We start from the raw sequence: 16,484 nt of genomic DNA, 5'->3' as shown, positions 1-16,484 counted from the left end.
TGAACTGCCACAGCGCACAAATAAAAACGCCGGGGTCCTGCCCCGGCGTTTCTCGTCTCGATCGAAGCGGTCTAACCTCCGAAAGACCACCAGCCCTTGCGCTTGGGCTTGTCCTCGTCCGCCTCTTTCGTGGCGGCCTCGGCAGTGTCGGCGGCCTCGGCGGCGACGGGCTCGGGCTTTTTACGGGTCGAGGTCGAACGCGTGCGCGGTTTCCTGGCCGGCTTGGCCTCGGCCTCTGGTTCGGGAGACGTCTCGGCGACCGATTCCGACGCGGCTTCCGCTGCCTCCGGGGCCGGTGCTGGCGCAGGTTCCGAAGCGACCTCTGGAGCGGGGTCCGCTGGCGCTTCCGCCGCGGTCTCGGCCGCGGGCTCTGCCTTTTTCCTGCTGCGCGAGCGCGGCTTGGGCTTCGGCTTGTCCGCCGGTTTGTCCTCGGGCGCGGCCTCGGCGCTCTCGGCCGCGGCGGTTTCTTCCTTCGGCGCGTCGTCGGTCTTCTTCTTGCGCGAGCGGCTCACGCGCTTGGGCTTGTCCTCTTTCGGCACCTCTTGTGAAGTATCTTCCGACTTGGCCGCGACAGGCTCGGCCTCGGACGGCTTGTCGTCCTTTTGAGACCCGTCCTCGTGCTGGGGCTGGTCGTTGGCCGACTGGTCCTCGCCTGACTGGCCATTATTGTCCTGGCCGTTGCCGTTCTGCCCGTTCTCGCCATTGCCGGACTTGGAACGCGAGCGTGAACGGCGCCGCCGCCGGCGCTTTTTCTTGGGCTGGCCCTCGTTATCGCCGTTGTCATTCTCCGGCGCGGGCGGCGCCTCGACGGGATCGGGCGCTTCGGCCTCCTCGGCGGCGTCGATATCGTCCATCAGCGAACTGTCGACCGATACCACGGCAGCGGAGGTCTGTTTCACCACGCGTGTCGCGGTCTTGAACTTTTCAAGCGAGAAGTCGGGGCTGATGAGCGCGGGGTCGCCCTCGATCCGCACCGACAGGCCATAGCGGCCCTCGATCTGCGCCACGTGTTCGCGTTTCTGGTTGATCAGGAAGTTGGCGATGCCCACGGGGCACTTGACCAGCACCTCGCGCGAGCGGCCACGGGTGCCTTCCTCTTCGATCTGGCGCAGGATGGAAAGCGCCATGCTGTCGTCCGAGCGGATGAGGCCGGTGCCGTGGCAGGAGGGGCAAGGCTGGGTCGTGGCCTCGAGCATGCCGGGGCGCAGGCGCTGGCGGCTCATCTCCATCAGGCCGAAGCCCGAGATGCGGCCCACCTGGATGCGGGCGCGGTCGGTCTTGAGCCTGTCCTTCATGCGCTTTTCGACGGCGGCGTTGTTCTTGCGCTCGTCCATGTCGATGAAGTCGATCACGATGAGACCCGCCAAGTCGCGCAGGCGCAGTTGGCGGGCGACCTCGTCGGCGGCTTCGAGATTGGTCTTGAGCGCGGTGTCCTCGATCGAGCCTTCCTTGGTGGCGCGGCCGGAGTTCACGTCGATGGCCACGAGCGCCTCGGTCACGCCAATGACGATGTAGCCGCCCGATTTCAGCTGCACGGTGGGGTTGAACATGCCGCCCAGGTAGCTTTCGACCTGGTAGCGCGCGAAGAGCGGCAGGGTGTCGCCGTATTGCTTCACGTTCTTGGCATGGGACGGCATGATCATCTTCATGAAGTCCTTGGCGATGCGGTAGCCGCGCTCGCCCTCGACATGCACTTCGTCGATATCGCGGTTGTAGAGGTCGCGGATCGAGCGTTTGATCAGGTCGCCCTCTTCGTAGATCTTGGCCGGCGCGATGGATTTCAGCGTCAGCTCGCGGATCTGTTCCCACAGGCGTTGCAGGTACTCGTAATCGCGCTTGATCTCGGACTTGGTGCGCTTGGCCCCGGCGGTGCGCACGATCAGGCCCGCGCCCTTGGGCAGGTCGATCTCGTTCGCGATCTCCTTGAGCTTCTTGCGGTCGGTGGCGTTGGTGATCTTGCGGCTGATGCCGCCGCCGCGGGCGGTGTTGGGCATCAGCACGCAGTAGCGGCCCGCGAGGCTGAGATAGGTGGTCAGCGCCGCGCCCTTGTTGCCGCGCTCTTCCTTGACGACCTGCACCAGCAGGATCTGGCGGACCTTGATGACCTCCTGGATCTTGTAGCGGCGCGGGCGCGGTTTGCGCGGCGGGCGGATATCCTCGTGGTCGTCGTCATCGGCGACGGATTCGATCGTCTCGTCCTTGGACGACGCGTCGGAGCGCTTTTCGCTGTCGTCGTCGTGATCGTGACCGGCACCCTCGTCCGTCTCTGCCGTGGCGGCCTCGGTCGTGTCATCGTCCGCGTCGTTGTCCGTCTCGTCGTCCTGCGGTTCCTCGACCGGCGTATCGGCCACGGTTTCCATCGGCGAGAGCCCCTCGCCCTCGGCCGTGCCCTCGTCGTCGAGGTCGATGGTTTCCATCCCGTCGATATCCGACTTGGCAACGGAATCTCCGTTGTCCGCGTCAGCCGCCTTGGACGAGCGCCGCCGGCGGCTGCGCTTGGGTTTGGGTTTCTCGTCTTCCTCGTCGCGCGCCCTCATTGCCTCGGCATAGGCGCGTTCCTCTTCCAGGAGCGCCTCGCGATCGGCCACGGGGATCTGGTAATAGTCGGGATGGATCTCGGTAAAGGCGAGGAAACCGTGGCGGTTGCCGCCGTAATCCACGAAGGCCGCCTGAAGCGACGGCTCCACCCGTGTGACCTTTGCGAGGTAGATGTTGCCAGCTAGCTGGCGCTTGTTCTCCGATTCAAAGTCGAACTCCTCGACCTTGTTTCCGTCCACCACCACGACGCGGGTTTCCTCCGCGTGGGTGGCATCGATAAGCATTTTCTTGGGCATGTATGTCCGTTGCACGACGAAGGCCGCCGGCCCCCTGGGGGTGCGAGCGTGCGTTGGTCGTGTCTTTTTCGAGCGATATGCGACACGCGGCAGGCCCGACCGGATCGGGTCTTGCTGTGGAACGTCGATGTTCTCGCGCGCGTCATCGCGGTTCTTCTCCAGGGCGTCGGGCCTCGGCCCCTGCCCCCATTCATGTGCCGCATCGCCCCTTGGGGCGTGCCGGCGTCTCGTGGTCCCGTCGGGACCCAATCGGTTGCCCCGCGACCCGTCTTGCGGGTCCGAGGCAGCGAAACTCTGGAATGGTCCACAAAAGGTGAACCATCTTCCCTAAATAAGGGCTGAGTGCGGTAAAACACAATGGGTAATCTTGCGCCTGCCACAAATGGCGGCGGTGCGCCACCACACGCGATGGGAGAATGCCCGCGAAAAATGCACCTGCGCGGAACCTGTATCGCGCAGGTTTGCGGAAGTCAGGCCGAGAAGTTCGGCTGGCCGTTCGATGCCGAAAGGCCGCCATCGACGGGCAGCACCACGCCGTTGACGAAACGGGCGTCATGCGAAGCCAGAAAGGCGATGACGCTTGCCACCTCTTCGGGTTTGGCGCCCCGGCCCATAGGGATGCGATCGGAAAAACGCTTCATCAGGGCGTCGTCGTCGCGGATATCCGTGGTCAACTCGGTCTCGGTCAGCGACGGCGCCACGGCGTTGACGCGGATCTCGGGCGCGAGATCGAGCGCCATGGCACGGGTCATGTTGCTGATCGCGCCCTTCGAGGCGTTGTAGCCGAACATCGCCCAGTCGCCACGTTCGCCCGACACCGAGGACGTGTTGACGATGCAGGCGCCGTCGGCCTTTTTCAGCTCCGGCAGTGCCGCGGTCACGCAGTTGAAGGTGCCGCCCACGTTGATATGCATCTGGGCATTGAAATCGTCGTGGCTGAGTGCGCCCGGTTCGCCGCCGCGGGCGATGCCGGCATTGTTGATGAGGCAGGTCAGGCCGCCGAAGCTGTCGACCGCCTCCTCGACCAGGCGCGCGGCATCATCAGGGTTCGCCACGTCGCCCTGCACCACGCGGACGTGCATTTCGGGCAGTTCGGCCGCGACGGCCTCGAGCTTTTCGCGGGTGCGGCCGTTGAGAACGACGTTCCAGCCGTCATCTGCAAAGCGTTTGGCGGTGGCGGCGCCGATACCGGAGCCGGCGCCGGTGACGATGACGGTGCGGGTCATGCTGCTCTCTCCTTGTTTGTTACAGGAGAAACGCGCGGGCGATGACCCGGTTCCGGCAGGCTTAGAGGTAGTCGGAGCGTTGCAGGCCGTATTTCGCCATCTTCTCGTTGAGGGTCCGGCGCGGCAGGCAGAGCTCCTCCATCACGCTGGCGATGGAGCCCTTGTGGCGGCGCATGGTGTTGTCGATCAGCATCCGCTCGAACGCCTCGACATATTCCTTGAGCGGCTTGCCCTCGGTCGTCATCACCGGCTGCATGTCCTGGTGATCGGACATCAGGAGCGAGGCGATGGTGCCCGAGCCGCGGCGCGATTGCAGGACGGCGCGTTCGGCGATGTTGATGAGTTGCCGCACGTTGCCCGGCCAGGGCGCCTGCAAGAGTTGCGCGGCTTCCTGGGCGGAGACCTGCGGCGCCTCGCAGCCGTAATCATCGGCGAAGGCGTCGGAGAAGCGGGTGAAGAGCGTCAGGATATCCTCGCCCCGCTGGCGCAGGGGCGGCACGGTGATGCGCAGCGCGCCGAGGCGGTAGAAGAGATCCGAGCGCAGCGCATCCTCGCAGGTGCGGTCCTGTTCCTGCATGTTGGAAATGGCCACGACGCGGGTTTCGGGCGGGGTGCCTTCCTCGTTGACGAAACTGAGCAGCTTGGCCTGCGCGGGTTCGCTGAGTTTCTCGATATCCTCCAGCACCAGCGTGCCGCCACGGGCCTCTTCCACGGCAGGCAGGCGGGTGTCCTCGGGCTGCATTGGGCCGAAGAGGCGCTTCATCAGGGCGTCTTCCTCGATGCCCGAGCAGGAGATGAGGACAAATTTCTTGCCGGCGCGGGCGCCGACGGCGTGCAGGGCGTGGGCCACGAGGGTCTTACCGGTGCCGGTCTCGCCCTCGATCAGGACGTGGCCGTCGGCCTGGCCGAGGTCGAGGATGTCCTCCTTGAGGCGTTCCATCACCGGCGAGGCGCCGATGAGCTTTTTCATCAACTGGCCGCCATCGGAAAGCTCGCGGCGCAGCGCGCGGCTGTCGAGCACCATGCGCCGGGCGTTGGTGGCGCGCTTGGCCAGCTCATTCATCCGGTCGGGGTTGAACGGCTTTTCGAGGAAGTCGTAGGCCCCTACCCGCATCGCCTCGACCGCCATGGGCACGTCGCCGTGGCCGGTGATCATGATCACGGGCAGAGAGCTGTCGCTGCCCATCAGCTTTTTCAGGAACTGCATCCCGTCCATGCCGGGCATCTTGATGTCGGTCACCACGATGCCGGGATAATCCGGCCCCAGCACCTTGAGCGCCTCCTCGGCGGAGGGGAAGGCCTCGGTGTCGTAGCCCGAGAGCGCCAGCCATTGGCTGATCGACTGGCGCATATCCTTTTCATCATCGACTATGGCGATTTTCATGGCGGTCGGCATGTCCTTTTACTCCGCTGCTCTTGTCGCGTCCGGTTGGGCGTCTTCGGATAATATGGGCAGCTGCATTTCGAATACAGCCCCCCCGTTGGCGGCGTTGCGCGCCGTCAGACGGCCTCCGAGGTCGTTGACGATACCGGAGGAAATGGCAAGCCCGAGGCCGACGCCGTCGCCGGGCTGCTTGGTTGTGTAGAAAGGCTCGAACAGGTTGTCGATGTCGGCGATGCCCGAGCCGTTGTCGCGCACGGTGAGAACGGCTGTCTCGCCCGCGGCCAGCAGGATGTCGATCCGGGCCTCGGGTTCGTTCTGGGTGGCGTCCATGGCGTTGCGCAGAAGGTTGATGATGACCTGTTCGATGCGCACCCGGTCGCCCATCACCCAGACCGCTTCCTCGGGCATGGTGCGGGTGATGTCGACCTTGCGTTCGCGCAGCTGCGGCTCCATCATCGCCAGTGCCGAATAGATCGCATGGCCCATGTTTACAGGCTGAAAGCGGTTGCCGTCCTGCCGGGCGTAGGATTTGAGCTGCTTGGTGATTGCGCCCATCCGCTCGATCAGGTCGTCGATGCGCTGGAACGAGCTGACGGCCTCGTCGGGGCGGTTGCGCGACAGCAGGAGGCGGGCGCCGGCCAGGTAGGTCTTCATCGCCGCAAGGGGCTGGTTCAGCTCGTGCGACACGGCCGCCGACATCTCGCCCAGCACGGCCAGCTTGGAGCTTTGCTGAAGCGTCTGTTCGGCCACCGCGAGGTTTTCCTGCACCCTCTGGCGTTCGGCGATTTCCCGCTGCAACCGCGCGTTCAATGCGCGAAGCTCCGCCGACTCGCGCTGGAAGAGCGAGGCGCGCGCCGCCGTCTTGCGGTTGAGGAAATAGAAGGCCAGCGCCAGCAGGATGGCGAAGATCATGATTTCCAGCGCCAGAACCCCGTTCACCTTGTCGCGCACCGAGGCGTAGGTGGTGAACGAGGCGATGCGCCAGCCGCGGAAGGCCACCCTGCCCTCGACCCGCATCACCGCCTCGCCTTCGACATAGGCGTCGGGCGGCAGGCTGGACCAGTCGGTGGTGGCCTGGATGGCGCGAAAGATGGCGGAACTGGGCGGCTCGCGCGTCAGCGCGTCCTGTTCGGTCAACCCGCGCCAGCGCGGTTCGGTCGCAAGGATGATGCGGCCCTGCGAGTCGGTGACCAGCACGGCGTCGGAAATACCGGCCCAGGCGCGTTCGAATTTCTGCAGGTTGATCTCGACCACGATCATGCCGGCCAGGGTCTGGTTGCTGTCCACGCGGCGCGAATAGAAAAAGCGGAAGGCGCCGGTTTCGTCCTGCACGATGGTGAAGACGTTGTCGCGGCTGCGCAGGGTGTCGACGAAGTAAGGCGCATCGCGGGCGGATTGCCCGATGCGGGCGCGGTCGGTCGCGGCGACGACGCGGCCGTCGGCGTCCAGAAGCGTCAGCGAGGCGGCCTCGATCTCTTCGTTGAAGGTGATAAGGCGTTGGGACGATTGCGTAAAATTGCCCGCGTCAAGTGCACTGATGAGCGCCGGGTCGCGCGCCAAAAGCTGCGGCACGATGGCGTTCTGGCGCAGCTCGGACAGCAGGTTGCCGGAATAGAGTGCCAGGCGCAGTTCGGCGCGGTTACGGGTGTTTTCGGTGAAACGGTCGGTCAGCAGGCTGTTGGTGACGGCGACGACTCCGATGGCCAGCGCCACCAGCGTCAACAGCGCCAGACGCGCGCGCCAACCCAGCGTGCGCCCGTTCCTGTCCTCGCGTGAAAAGAACCCCCTGGCCATGCTTCAGATTACGCCGTCGCCGGGGGCGGAACAAGAGTGGTCCACGGCGCGCCCGGCGGGTTGCCGCCGGGACACGGGATCAGGCGTTCTCCAGGCTGCCGACGAGGCTGGAAAAGAGTGTCGCGCCCTCGGTGTTGCCGTGGATTTCCTCGGCCATGCGCTCGGGGTGGGGCATCATGCCCAGCACGCGGCGGTTGTCCGACAGGATGCCGGCGATGTCCTGCTGCGAGCCGTTGGGGTTTTCGACGTAGCGGAAGGCGACACGGTCCTCGTCGTTGAGCCGCGCGAGCGTATCGTCATCAGCGTAGTAATTGCCGTCGTGATGCGCGATCGGGATGGTGATCGTGGTGCCCGCGTTATAGCCCGAGGTGTAAGCGGAATTCGAGGTTTCCACTTTCAGATCAAGGGCTTTGCAGACATACTTCAGGCCCGAGTTGCGCAGCAGAACCCCCGGCAGCAGGCCGGTTTCCGTCAGCACCTGGAAACCGTTGCAGATGCCGAGCACATAGCCGCCCTTGTCGGCATGAGCCTTGACCGACTGGCAAATGGGCGAGTTTGCCGCAATTGCGCCGCAGCGCAGGTAGTCGCCAAAGGAAAAACCGCCCGGCACGCCGATCACGTCGACCCCTGCGGGCATCTCGGTGTCCTTGTGCCAGACCATCGAGACGCGTGCGCCCGCGTTCTCGAACGCGACCTTCATGTCACGGTCGCAGTTGGAGCCGGGAAAGACGATGACGGCGGCGTGCATCAGGCGATCTCCACCGAATAGGATTCGATGACCGTGTTCGCCAGCAGCTTTTCGCACATGGCCGTGACCGTTTCCTTGGCCTTGCCCGGATCGGTCTCGGTCAGGTCCAGTTCGATGATCTTGCCCTGGCGCACGCCCTCGACCCCGTCGAAGCCCAGCGACCCGAGCGCATGGCGCACGGCCTCGCCCTGCGGGTCCAGCACCCCGTTTTTCAGCATGACGTGTACGCGGGCTTTCATGTGGTCGATTCCCCTAGTTGATCAGAGTCGGTTTGGTCACGGGCGGGTTGGTCTTGGGCATGACGCCCAGGCGCTTGGCCACCTCGGTATAGGCATCCGTCAGGCTGCCCAGATCGCGGCGGAACACATCCTTGTCGAGCTTCTGGCCGGTCTCGATATCCCACAGCCGGCAGCTGTCGGGCGAGATCTCGTCGGCCACGATCAGGCGCATGAAATCGCCGTCATAGACGCGGCCGATCTCGATCTTGAAATCCACCAGCTTGATGCCGACGCCGTACATGACACCGGCGAGGAAGTCGTTCACGCGCAGGGCGAGCGACAGGATATCGTCCATGTCCTGCTGGGTGGCCCAGCCGAAGGCGGCGATATGTTCCTCGGTAACCAGCGGGTCGCCGAGCGCGTCGTCCTTCAGGCAGTATTCCACGATCGGACGGGGCAGCTGCGTGCCCTCGTCCATGCCCAGCCGCTTGGCCATCGAGCCGGCGGCATAGTTGCGCACGATCACCTCGAGCGGGATGATCTCGCAGGCGCGCACAAGCTGTTCGCGCATGTTGATCCGCTTGAGGAAGTGGTTGGGAATGCCGACATTGGTCAGGCCGGTCATGAAGTATTCCGAGAGCATGTTGTTGAGCACGCCCTTGCCTTCGATCACATCGCGTTTTTCCGCGTTGAAGGCGGTGGCGTCGTCCTTGAAATACTGCACGATGGTGCCCGGTTCGGGGCCTTCGAACAGGGTCTTCGCCTTGCCTTCGTAGATTTTCTTGCGCCGCGCCATGGGCTCTCTTTCATATGGGGCCGCGTTGAGGGACTCGCGGCATCTGGCGTTCTCATAGTGCATGCGGCGAAATGGGGCAAGAAGCCCTTAGGCTCTTGCGTCCGCGCGGGCTTGCGGCCATATCTGGGGCGACCGAAATACCTGCCCGGGGAGAGCCTGATGAGCACCTTCGACGATCGTGAAAACGCCTTTGAAAACAAGTATGCCCACGACGAGGAAATGAAATTCAAGGCCGAGGCGCGGCGCAACAAGCTGTTGGGCCTGTGGGCGGCGGAAATCCTGGGCAAGACCGGGGCGGATGCCGATGCCTATGCGAAAGAGGTCGTGCTGTCGGATTTCGAGGAAGCGGGTCACGAGGACGTGGTGCGCAAGGTCGCGGGTGATCTGGGCGACATGGCCGATGCCGACACGATCCGCTCCAAGATGGACGAACTTCTGCGCGTGGCGCAGGAGCAGTTGATGAAGGAAAGTTGAGAGCGCGTGGGTTCTCACCCACCAAAGGTGGGTTTTCACCCGCCCTACGCGGCAAGGGCGACCAGGTCGCGATTAACTTCCCTTAATTTGATCTGTTAAGCTGCTGGTAACGCCAGGTCTTTAAGCTTGGGGCGGTTCGCTGAGCCACCAGGTGGTGTTCATCGTTCGGCAAGACAGTTTAAGAGCAAAATTGCCGCCCTGCCGGTGCCGCGCCTGGCGCTGGTCCGGAGCCGTTTCGGGCTGTGCCTGGGCCTGCCGGACCTGTGGCTGGTCATTCGCCCGCCTGCCGCGCGCATGGTCGCGCGCATGGTATGGAGACGCATGAACGAGACGCGCGCGGGACGCTGGCGGCGGACGGGATCGTGGTTCAGGAAGAAGACGCGTATTTTGGATTTGCGCGCGCACGGAATGTATGAGATTGCCTGCCGATATTGGACAGAGGGCAGCGCATGACCAACGCACTGAGCAAGATGATGGCCGAGCGGGACTGGATCCTCGCGGATGGGGCCACCGGCACCAATCTTTTCAACATGGGTCTGAGCTCCGGTGACGCGCCCGAGATGTGGAACGTGGAGCATCCCGACCGGATCGAAAAGCTTTACGCCATGGCCGTCGATGCGGGCAGCGACCTGTTCCTGACCAATTCCTTTGGCGGCAACGCCTCGCGACTGAAGCTGCACGGCGCGCAGAAGCGGGCGCGCGAGTTGAGCCGCGTCTCGGCGGAGATCGGGCGCGAGGTGGCCGACCGTCGCGACCGCCCCGTGGTTGTGGCCGGGTCCGTCGGCCCCACCGGCGAGATCATGGCGCCGATGGGCAGCCTGACCCACGAACTGGCGGTCGAGATTTTTCACGAACAGGCCGAAGGACTGAAGGAAGGCGGCGCCGACGTTCTGTGGCTGGAAACGATCAGCGCCCCCGAGGAATACAAGGCCGCGGCGGAAGCGTTCAAGCTGGCCGAGATGCCGTGGTGCGGCACGATGAGTTTCGACACGGCCGGGCGCACGATGATGGGCCTGACCTCGGCCGACATGGCGGTGATGGTGGAAAAACTGGATCACAAGCCGCTGGCTTTTGGCGCCAATTGCGGCGTCGGCGCGTCGGACCTGATGCGCACGGTGCTGGGCTTCGTGGCGCAGGGCACCGAGCGCCCGATCGTGGCCAAGGGCAATGCCGGCATCCCGAAATACGTGGACGGGCATATCCATTACGATGGCACGCCCGACCTGATGGCGGATTACGCCGTGCTGGCCCGCGATGCGGGCGCGACGATCATCGGCGGTTGCTGTGGCACGATGCCCGAGCACCTGTCGAAGATGCGCGAGGCGTTGGAGACCCGGCCGCGCGGCGAGCGCCCGACGCTGGAGCAGATCACCGAGGCGCTGGGTGCGTTTTCGTCGGCGGTGGACGGTACCGAGGACGATGACGACGACACGCCACGCCCGGCGCGGCGCAACCGGCGGCGGCGCGGGTAAGCGGCACCGTCTCTTCGGGCCGGAGCGGACCATTCCGGGCGTAGGGTGGGTGAAAACCCACGCCCCCCGGCCCGCCGGGTTCGCTGTTGCCTTTCGGGCCGCGCGATAGAATTCCGCAAGGATGGCGGCCCGGAAGACGACCCGACAGCGGTGGTCAGCTGCTATAGGTGAGAAACCCGATGCCGTACCGGTCTGTGCCTGCGCCACACCGGGGCATGAAGAACCGACTCTCGCCGATCTTTCGCCGTTCGGGACAGTCGAAGGACCGGCATTGGCACAGTCAGGGTTGCCCTGTCTGCGCGCGGGCAGGCAAGGCTTGCCTCAGGCGCGCAGCTTTTCGCCCTTGGGATCGAACGGCGGCTCGTGCAGGATGCGGGCCTTGTGCGGGCGGCCCAGCACCATGACCTGCACATCGTCGCCGGGCTTGACGGTGCCGGATTTCACGTAACCGAGCGCGAGACTCATGCCGACGGTATAGCCATAGGTGCCCGAGGTGACGCGGCCCACCGGGGTGCCGTTCGCGTCGCGAATGGGCTCGCCGCCCGTGGCATCGGCGTTGGAGGCATGGGTGTCCTCTTCGTCGATGTGGATCAGCACCAGTTCCTCGCGCGTGGGCTCGGCCATGGCCTTTTCCGCCGCCGCCTTGTTGAGGAACTCCTTGTCCATCTTGCAGAGCGGTGCAAAGCCGACCTCGTGCGGGAAATACTCGGGCGAGTATTCGCGGCTCCAGGAGCCGTAGCCCTTTTCGACCCGCATGGACATGAGCGCGCGCGCGCCCACGGGACCGGCTTCGAACTCCTTGCCGGCCTCCAGCAGGGCCTTGTAGAGCTTTTCCTGGTCCTCGGTCTTGCAGTGCAGTTCCCAGCCCAGGTCGCCGGTGAAGCTGACCCTGAGGGCGAGGCAACGGACGCCCGCGATGTCGATCATCTTGGAGCGCATGAAGGGGAAATCCTCGGTGGCGAGGCTTTCGTTGGTCAGGCGCTGCAGCATCTCGCGCGATTTCGGGCCGGCGACGTTGAAGCCGCACATGGCCTCGGTTTTCGTCTCGAAAGTGGTGCCGTCGGGCAGTGGGACCATGTCGAAGAACCGCTTGTGATAGCGTTCGGCCATGCCCGAGGAGACGACCCAGAACTCGTCTTCGGCCACGCGCGTCACGGTCGCGTCCCCCGCGATGCCGCCGCGCACGCCGATGAGCGGCGTGAGGCAGGACCGGCCCACGGATTTGGGCATCCGGTTGGCGAAGACGGCGTTCAGCCAGTCCTCTGCCCCCGGCCCTTTCACGTGGTATTTGGCGAAGTTCGAGATATCGATGATGCCGGCGCGGTCGCGCAGCATCTTGCATTCCTCGCCCACCGGCGCCCACCAGTTCTGGCGGATGAACCCGTTGGTGTCCTTGGTGCCGGGCGCGTCCGCGAACCATTGCGGGTGTTCCCAACCGTAGTTCAGGCCGAAGACCGCGCCCATCTCTTTCTGCATCTGGTAGACGGGGCGCGTGCGCAGGGGCCGGCCCGCCGCGCGTTCCTCGTTGGGGTAATGGATGGCGAAGCGGTGGGCATAGACATCCTCGACCTTCGCCTTGACGAATTTGCGGTCGTTGGCCCAGAGGCCGAAGCGCGCGACGTCCCAGGCGAACATGTCGTATTTCATCTCGCCTTCGACGATCCACTGGCTGACCATCAGGCCCATGCCCGCCGACTGCGAAAAGCCGGGGATGATGCCGCCGACCATGAAGTAATTCTTGAGCTCCGGCACCGGGCCGAGGATCACGTTACTGTCGGGCGACCAGATCATCGGGCCGTTGATGACCCGCTTGATCCCGGCCTCGGCGGCGACCGGCACACGGTCCATCGCGCGCATCACGTTTTCCATGATGCGCTCGAGGTCGTCGGGGAAAAGGTCATGGGCGAAGTCGAGCGGCGTGCCATCCTCGGCCCAGAAACGCATGTCGCGCTCGTAGGCGCCGATGAGAAGGCCCTTGCCCTCTTGCCGCAGGTAGTATTCGCCGTCGCGGTCGGCGACGGACGGCAGGCGGCGGTCCATGCCGTCGATCTCTGCGATGGTTTCCGTCACGAAATACTGGTGCTCGGTGGGCTGCAGCGGCACCTCGATGCCCGCCATTTTCGCCACTTCGCGGCCCCAGAGACCGGCGCAGTTGATGACCCATTCGGTTTCGATATTGCCCTTGGGCGTCTCGACGATCCAGGTTCCGTCGGGTTTCTGCGTGGTGGCCGTGACCGGCGTGAAGCGGTGAATCTCCGCGCCGCGCTGGCGGGCGCCCACGGCATAGGCGTTGGTCACGCCCGAGGGGTCCACGTTGCCGCCATCGGGTTCCCACATGATGCAGCGGATGCCGTCGAAATTGACCAGCGGGTGCTTTTCCTCGGCCTCTTCGCGGGTGATCTCGAAGAAGTTCATCCCGTAGAGTTCGGCCTTGGCGGCCTGAAGCTTCAGCTGATGCTCGCGATTTTCCGTCTGCGCGAGGTAGAGCGAGCCGGGCTGGAAGACGCCACAGCTTTGGCCGGTTTCCTCTTCCAGGCTGTTGTAGAGGTTCATCGTGTAGTGTTGCAGGCGGCTGATATTGGCGCTGTCGTGCAGGCCGTGGATGTTGGCCGCCGCGTGCCAGGTCGAGCCGGAGGTCAGTTCGTCGCGCTCCAGCAGCACCACGTCTGTCCAGCCCAGCTTGGTCAGGTGATAGAGGACCGAGCATCCGATGACGCCACCCCCGATGACAACGGCCTGTGCATGAGTCTTCATCTCGTCTTCCTATCTGACTGTTTGGCGGCACACTGCCCCACCGGGGCGGCCCGCGTTTGTCGGTTCCCGACATCATCGGTCGTGCGGAAGCATTTTGTCATGTCGTTTCCGACAGGGGGTTTCGGTTTGCGTCAGGGGGGTGGTTGTCACAGCCGGAGGCCGCGTGATTGGCTGAGGGCGAGCCGGCAAAATGCGACGGCACGGCGCGTGCGCGTCTGGTCCGCTCGGTTTCCCTTCGATCCGTAGTTGCAACACTTTACGACACATCCTGTCGCAAACGGACATGCTGTCCCTCGGCAACCAGACAGTCTGTAGCTAACACCAGGAGCAAGGAATACCCCATGAAAACCACCACCCGAGTGGCCGTGATCGGCGGCGGCGTTGTCGGCTGCAGCGTGCTTTACCACCTGACGAAACTGGGCTGGTCGGACGTGATGCTGATCGAGCGGTCGGACCTGACCTCGGGGTCGACCTGGCACGCCGCGGGGGGCTTTCATACTCTGAACGGCGACACCAACATGGCCGCACTTCAGGGCTATACGATCAAGCTTTACAAGGAGTTGGAAGAGATCACCGGCATGTCCTGCGGGTTGCATCACGTGGGCGGCGTGACGCTCGCGGACAACAAGGACCGGTTCGACATGCTGCTCGCTGAACGGGCCAAGCATCGTTACATGGGGCTGGAGACCGAAATCGTGGGGCCCGAGGAGGTGCGCAGGATCGCGCCCGTCACCAACACCGAGGGCATCATCGGGGCGCTTTACGACCCATTGGACGGCCACCTTGACCCGTCGGGCACCACCCACGCCTATGCCAAGGCCGCGCGGATGGGCGGCGCCACGATTGAGACGCATTGCAAGGTACTGGAAACGAACCCGAAACCGGATGGCACCTGGGAGGTGGTGACCGAGAAAGGCACCATTTTGGCCGAGCATGTGGTCAACGCGGCGGGCCTTTGGGCGCGGGAAGTGGGCGCGATGGCGGGCGTTTACGTGCCGATCTACCCGATGGAGCACCAATACCTCGTGACCGAGGAAGTGCCGGAGATTGCCGCCATCATCGACGCCGGCGGAGAGCATCCGCATGTGATGGACCCGGCCGGTGAAAGCTATCTGCGGCAGGAGGGGCGTGGCCTCTGCATCGGGTTCTACGAACAGCCCTGCCGGGCCTGGGCGGTCGATGGCACGCCTTGGGAATTCGGGCATGAGTTGTTGCCCGACGACTTTGACAAGATCGCGCAATCCATTGATTTCGCTTACAAACGCTTTCCCGCTCTGGAACGTGCCGGGGTGAAATCGGTCATTCACGGGCCGTTCACCTTTGCGCCCGACGGCAACCCGCTGGTGGGCCCGGTGCCGGGCCTGCGCAACTACTGGTCGGCCTGTGGGGTGATGGCCGGGTTCAGCCAGGGCGGCGGTGTGGGCCTGATGCTGGCGCAGTGGATGACGACGGGCGAATGCGAGCGGGACGTGAGCGCGATGGACGTGGCGCGTTACGGCGACTGGATCACGCCCGGTTACACCCTGCCCAAGGTGATCGAGAACTATCAGAAACGGTTTTCCGTCAGCTATCCGAACGAGGAGTTGCCCGCCGCGCGCCCCTTCCGCACCACGCCGATGTACGACATCTTTGACGGTATGGGCGCGGTCTGGGGGCACCAGTTCGGGCTGGAGGTGGTGAACTATTTCGCGACAGGCGACGAGCCACGGTTCGAGACGCCCAGCTTCCGGCGATCGAATGCGTGGGAGGCCACGGCGCGCGAGGTGAAGACCGTCCGGCAAGGGGTTGGAATCAATGAGGTTCACAACTTCGGCAAGTACCTGGTGACCGGCCCCGCCGCGCGTGACTGGCTGGACCGGATCATGGCGGGCCGCATCCCCAAACCGGGGCGGATAAGCCTGACGCCGATGCTTTCACATGCCGCGCGCTTGATAGGCGATTTTACCGTCTCCTGCCTGTCGGACGAGGCGTTCCAGCTGACCGCCTCTTATGGCGCGCAGGCTTATCATATGCGTTGGTTCGAGCAGAACGCGGCGGACGGCGTGACGGTCGAGAATATTTCGGACCGGCTGAACGGGTTTCAACTGGCGGGGCCGAAATCACGCGAGTTGCTGGCGGCCTGCACGCGGTCGGATATTTCGGACATGGCGTTCATGGACCTGCGGCAAATTTCCGTGGGCATGGTCGACTGCCTCGTTCAGCGGGTCAGCTATACCGGCGATCTGGGTTTCGAGATCTATTGCGATCCGATGGCCCAGCGGGCGCTGTGGGACGAATTGTGGAGCCAGGGCAAGGATTTCGGCCTGAAACCTTTCGGGATGCGGGCGATGATGTCGCTGCGGCTGGACCGGTTCTTTGGCTCCTGGCTCTCGGAGTTCTCGCCCGATTACACGCCGGGCGAAACCGGCATGGATCGCTTCATCAGCTTCGGGAAAAACGCCGATTTTATCGGGCGCGCGGCGGCCGAAAAGGAACGGGCCGAAGGGGCGAAGCGGGCGCTGGTGGCGTTCGAGGTGGATGCGACCGATGCCGATGTCAACGGCTATGAGCCGGTCTGGATCGACGGTTCGGTACAGGGGTTCTGCACCTCGGGCGGGTATTCGCACCATGCGGAGAAGTCGATTGCGCTGGCGCTGATCCCCGCCCAACATGCCAAGCCGGGGCTGCAAGCCGAGATCGAGATCCTGGGCGAGATGTGCGCGGCAAAGCTGCTGACCGAGCATTTGTTTGACCCCGACATGAGCCGGATGCGAGGGTAATCCGGGATCAGACACGAAAGGCCCG

11 protein-coding genes are annotated in these 16,484 nt (G+C 64.4%); 3 read left to right on the top strand and 8 right to left on the bottom strand.

Going from position 1 to position 16,484, the window contains the following annotated elements:
* Positions 1-71 precede the first annotated feature (71 nt).
* From RBB31_RS05805 to purC, 7 genes are all read right to left on the bottom strand, one after another.
* Entirely contained in the window at positions 72-2,834 is a 2,763-nt protein-coding gene (locus RBB31_RS05805) for a ribonuclease E/G (RefSeq protein WP_306128320.1), read from the bottom strand.
* A 470-nt stretch (positions 2,835-3,304) separates the two neighbouring features.
* Positions 3,305-4,060, bottom strand: coding sequence for an SDR family NAD(P)-dependent oxidoreductase (locus RBB31_RS05800; protein ID WP_306128319.1), 756 nt, complete (start codon positions 4,058-4,060; stop codon positions 3,305-3,307).
* A 61-nt stretch (positions 4,061-4,121) separates the two neighbouring features.
* A complete protein-coding gene (locus RBB31_RS05795) occupies positions 4,122-5,456 on the bottom strand; it encodes a sigma-54 dependent transcriptional regulator (protein WP_306128318.1) in 1,335 nt (444 codons plus the stop codon).
* Positions 5,457-5,462: 6 nt separating this feature from the next.
* Complete coding sequence (locus tag RBB31_RS05790) at positions 5,463-7,238, bottom strand: ATP-binding protein (protein ID WP_306128317.1); 1,776 nt, start codon at positions 7,236-7,238, stop codon at positions 5,463-5,465.
* 79 nt (positions 7,239-7,317) lie between these two features.
* Positions 7,318-7,986, bottom strand: coding sequence for a phosphoribosylformylglycinamidine synthase subunit PurQ (gene purQ, locus RBB31_RS05785; protein ID WP_306128316.1), 669 nt, complete (start codon positions 7,984-7,986; stop codon positions 7,318-7,320).
* On the bottom strand, positions 7,986-8,225 hold the full coding sequence (gene purS, locus RBB31_RS05780; protein ID WP_103761394.1) for a phosphoribosylformylglycinamidine synthase subunit PurS: 240 nt from the start codon (positions 8,223-8,225) through the stop codon (positions 7,986-7,988). Before purS ends, purQ begins: the two co-directional genes overlap by 1 nt.
* Positions 8,226-8,238: 13 nt before the next feature.
* Positions 8,239-9,000, bottom strand: coding sequence for a phosphoribosylaminoimidazolesuccinocarboxamide synthase (gene purC, locus RBB31_RS05775; RefSeq protein WP_152492292.1), 762 nt, complete (start codon positions 8,998-9,000; stop codon positions 8,239-8,241).
* Positions 9,001-9,159: 159 nt separating this feature from the next.
* Here purC and RBB31_RS05770 point away from each other — a divergent pair, with 159 nt between their 5' ends.
* Positions 9,160-9,474 (top strand): DUF1476 domain-containing protein, encoded by a 315-nt coding sequence (locus tag RBB31_RS05770; protein WP_306128315.1) that lies wholly within the window; start codon positions 9,160-9,162, stop codon positions 9,472-9,474.
* Positions 9,475-9,923: 449 nt separating this feature from the next.
* On the top strand, positions 9,924-10,946 hold the full coding sequence (gene bmt / locus RBB31_RS05765) for a betaine--homocysteine S-methyltransferase (RefSeq protein ID WP_306128314.1): 1,023 nt from the start codon (positions 9,924-9,926) through the stop codon (positions 10,944-10,946).
* Positions 10,947-11,267: 321 nt separating this feature from the next.
* Here the strand turns inward: bmt and RBB31_RS05760 are convergent, their stop codons facing one another.
* A complete protein-coding gene (locus tag RBB31_RS05760; RefSeq protein ID WP_306128313.1) occupies positions 11,268-13,700 on the bottom strand; it encodes an FAD-dependent oxidoreductase in 2,433 nt (810 codons plus the stop codon).
* 341 nt (positions 13,701-14,041) lie between these two features.
* Between RBB31_RS05760 and RBB31_RS05755 the strand changes: the two genes are divergently transcribed.
* Positions 14,042-16,459 (top strand): FAD-dependent oxidoreductase, encoded by a 2,418-nt coding sequence (locus RBB31_RS05755; protein ID WP_306128312.1) that lies wholly within the window; start codon positions 14,042-14,044, stop codon positions 16,457-16,459.
* Positions 16,460-16,484: the final 25 nt, after the last annotated feature.

This window comes from Roseovarius sp. MMSF_3350, from assembly GCF_030733425.1.
GTDB lineage: Bacteria > Pseudomonadota > Alphaproteobacteria > Rhodobacterales > Rhodobacteraceae > Roseovarius.
Note: the sequence above shows the minus strand (reverse complement) of the source record. Positions and strands in the feature narration are given on the sequence as shown.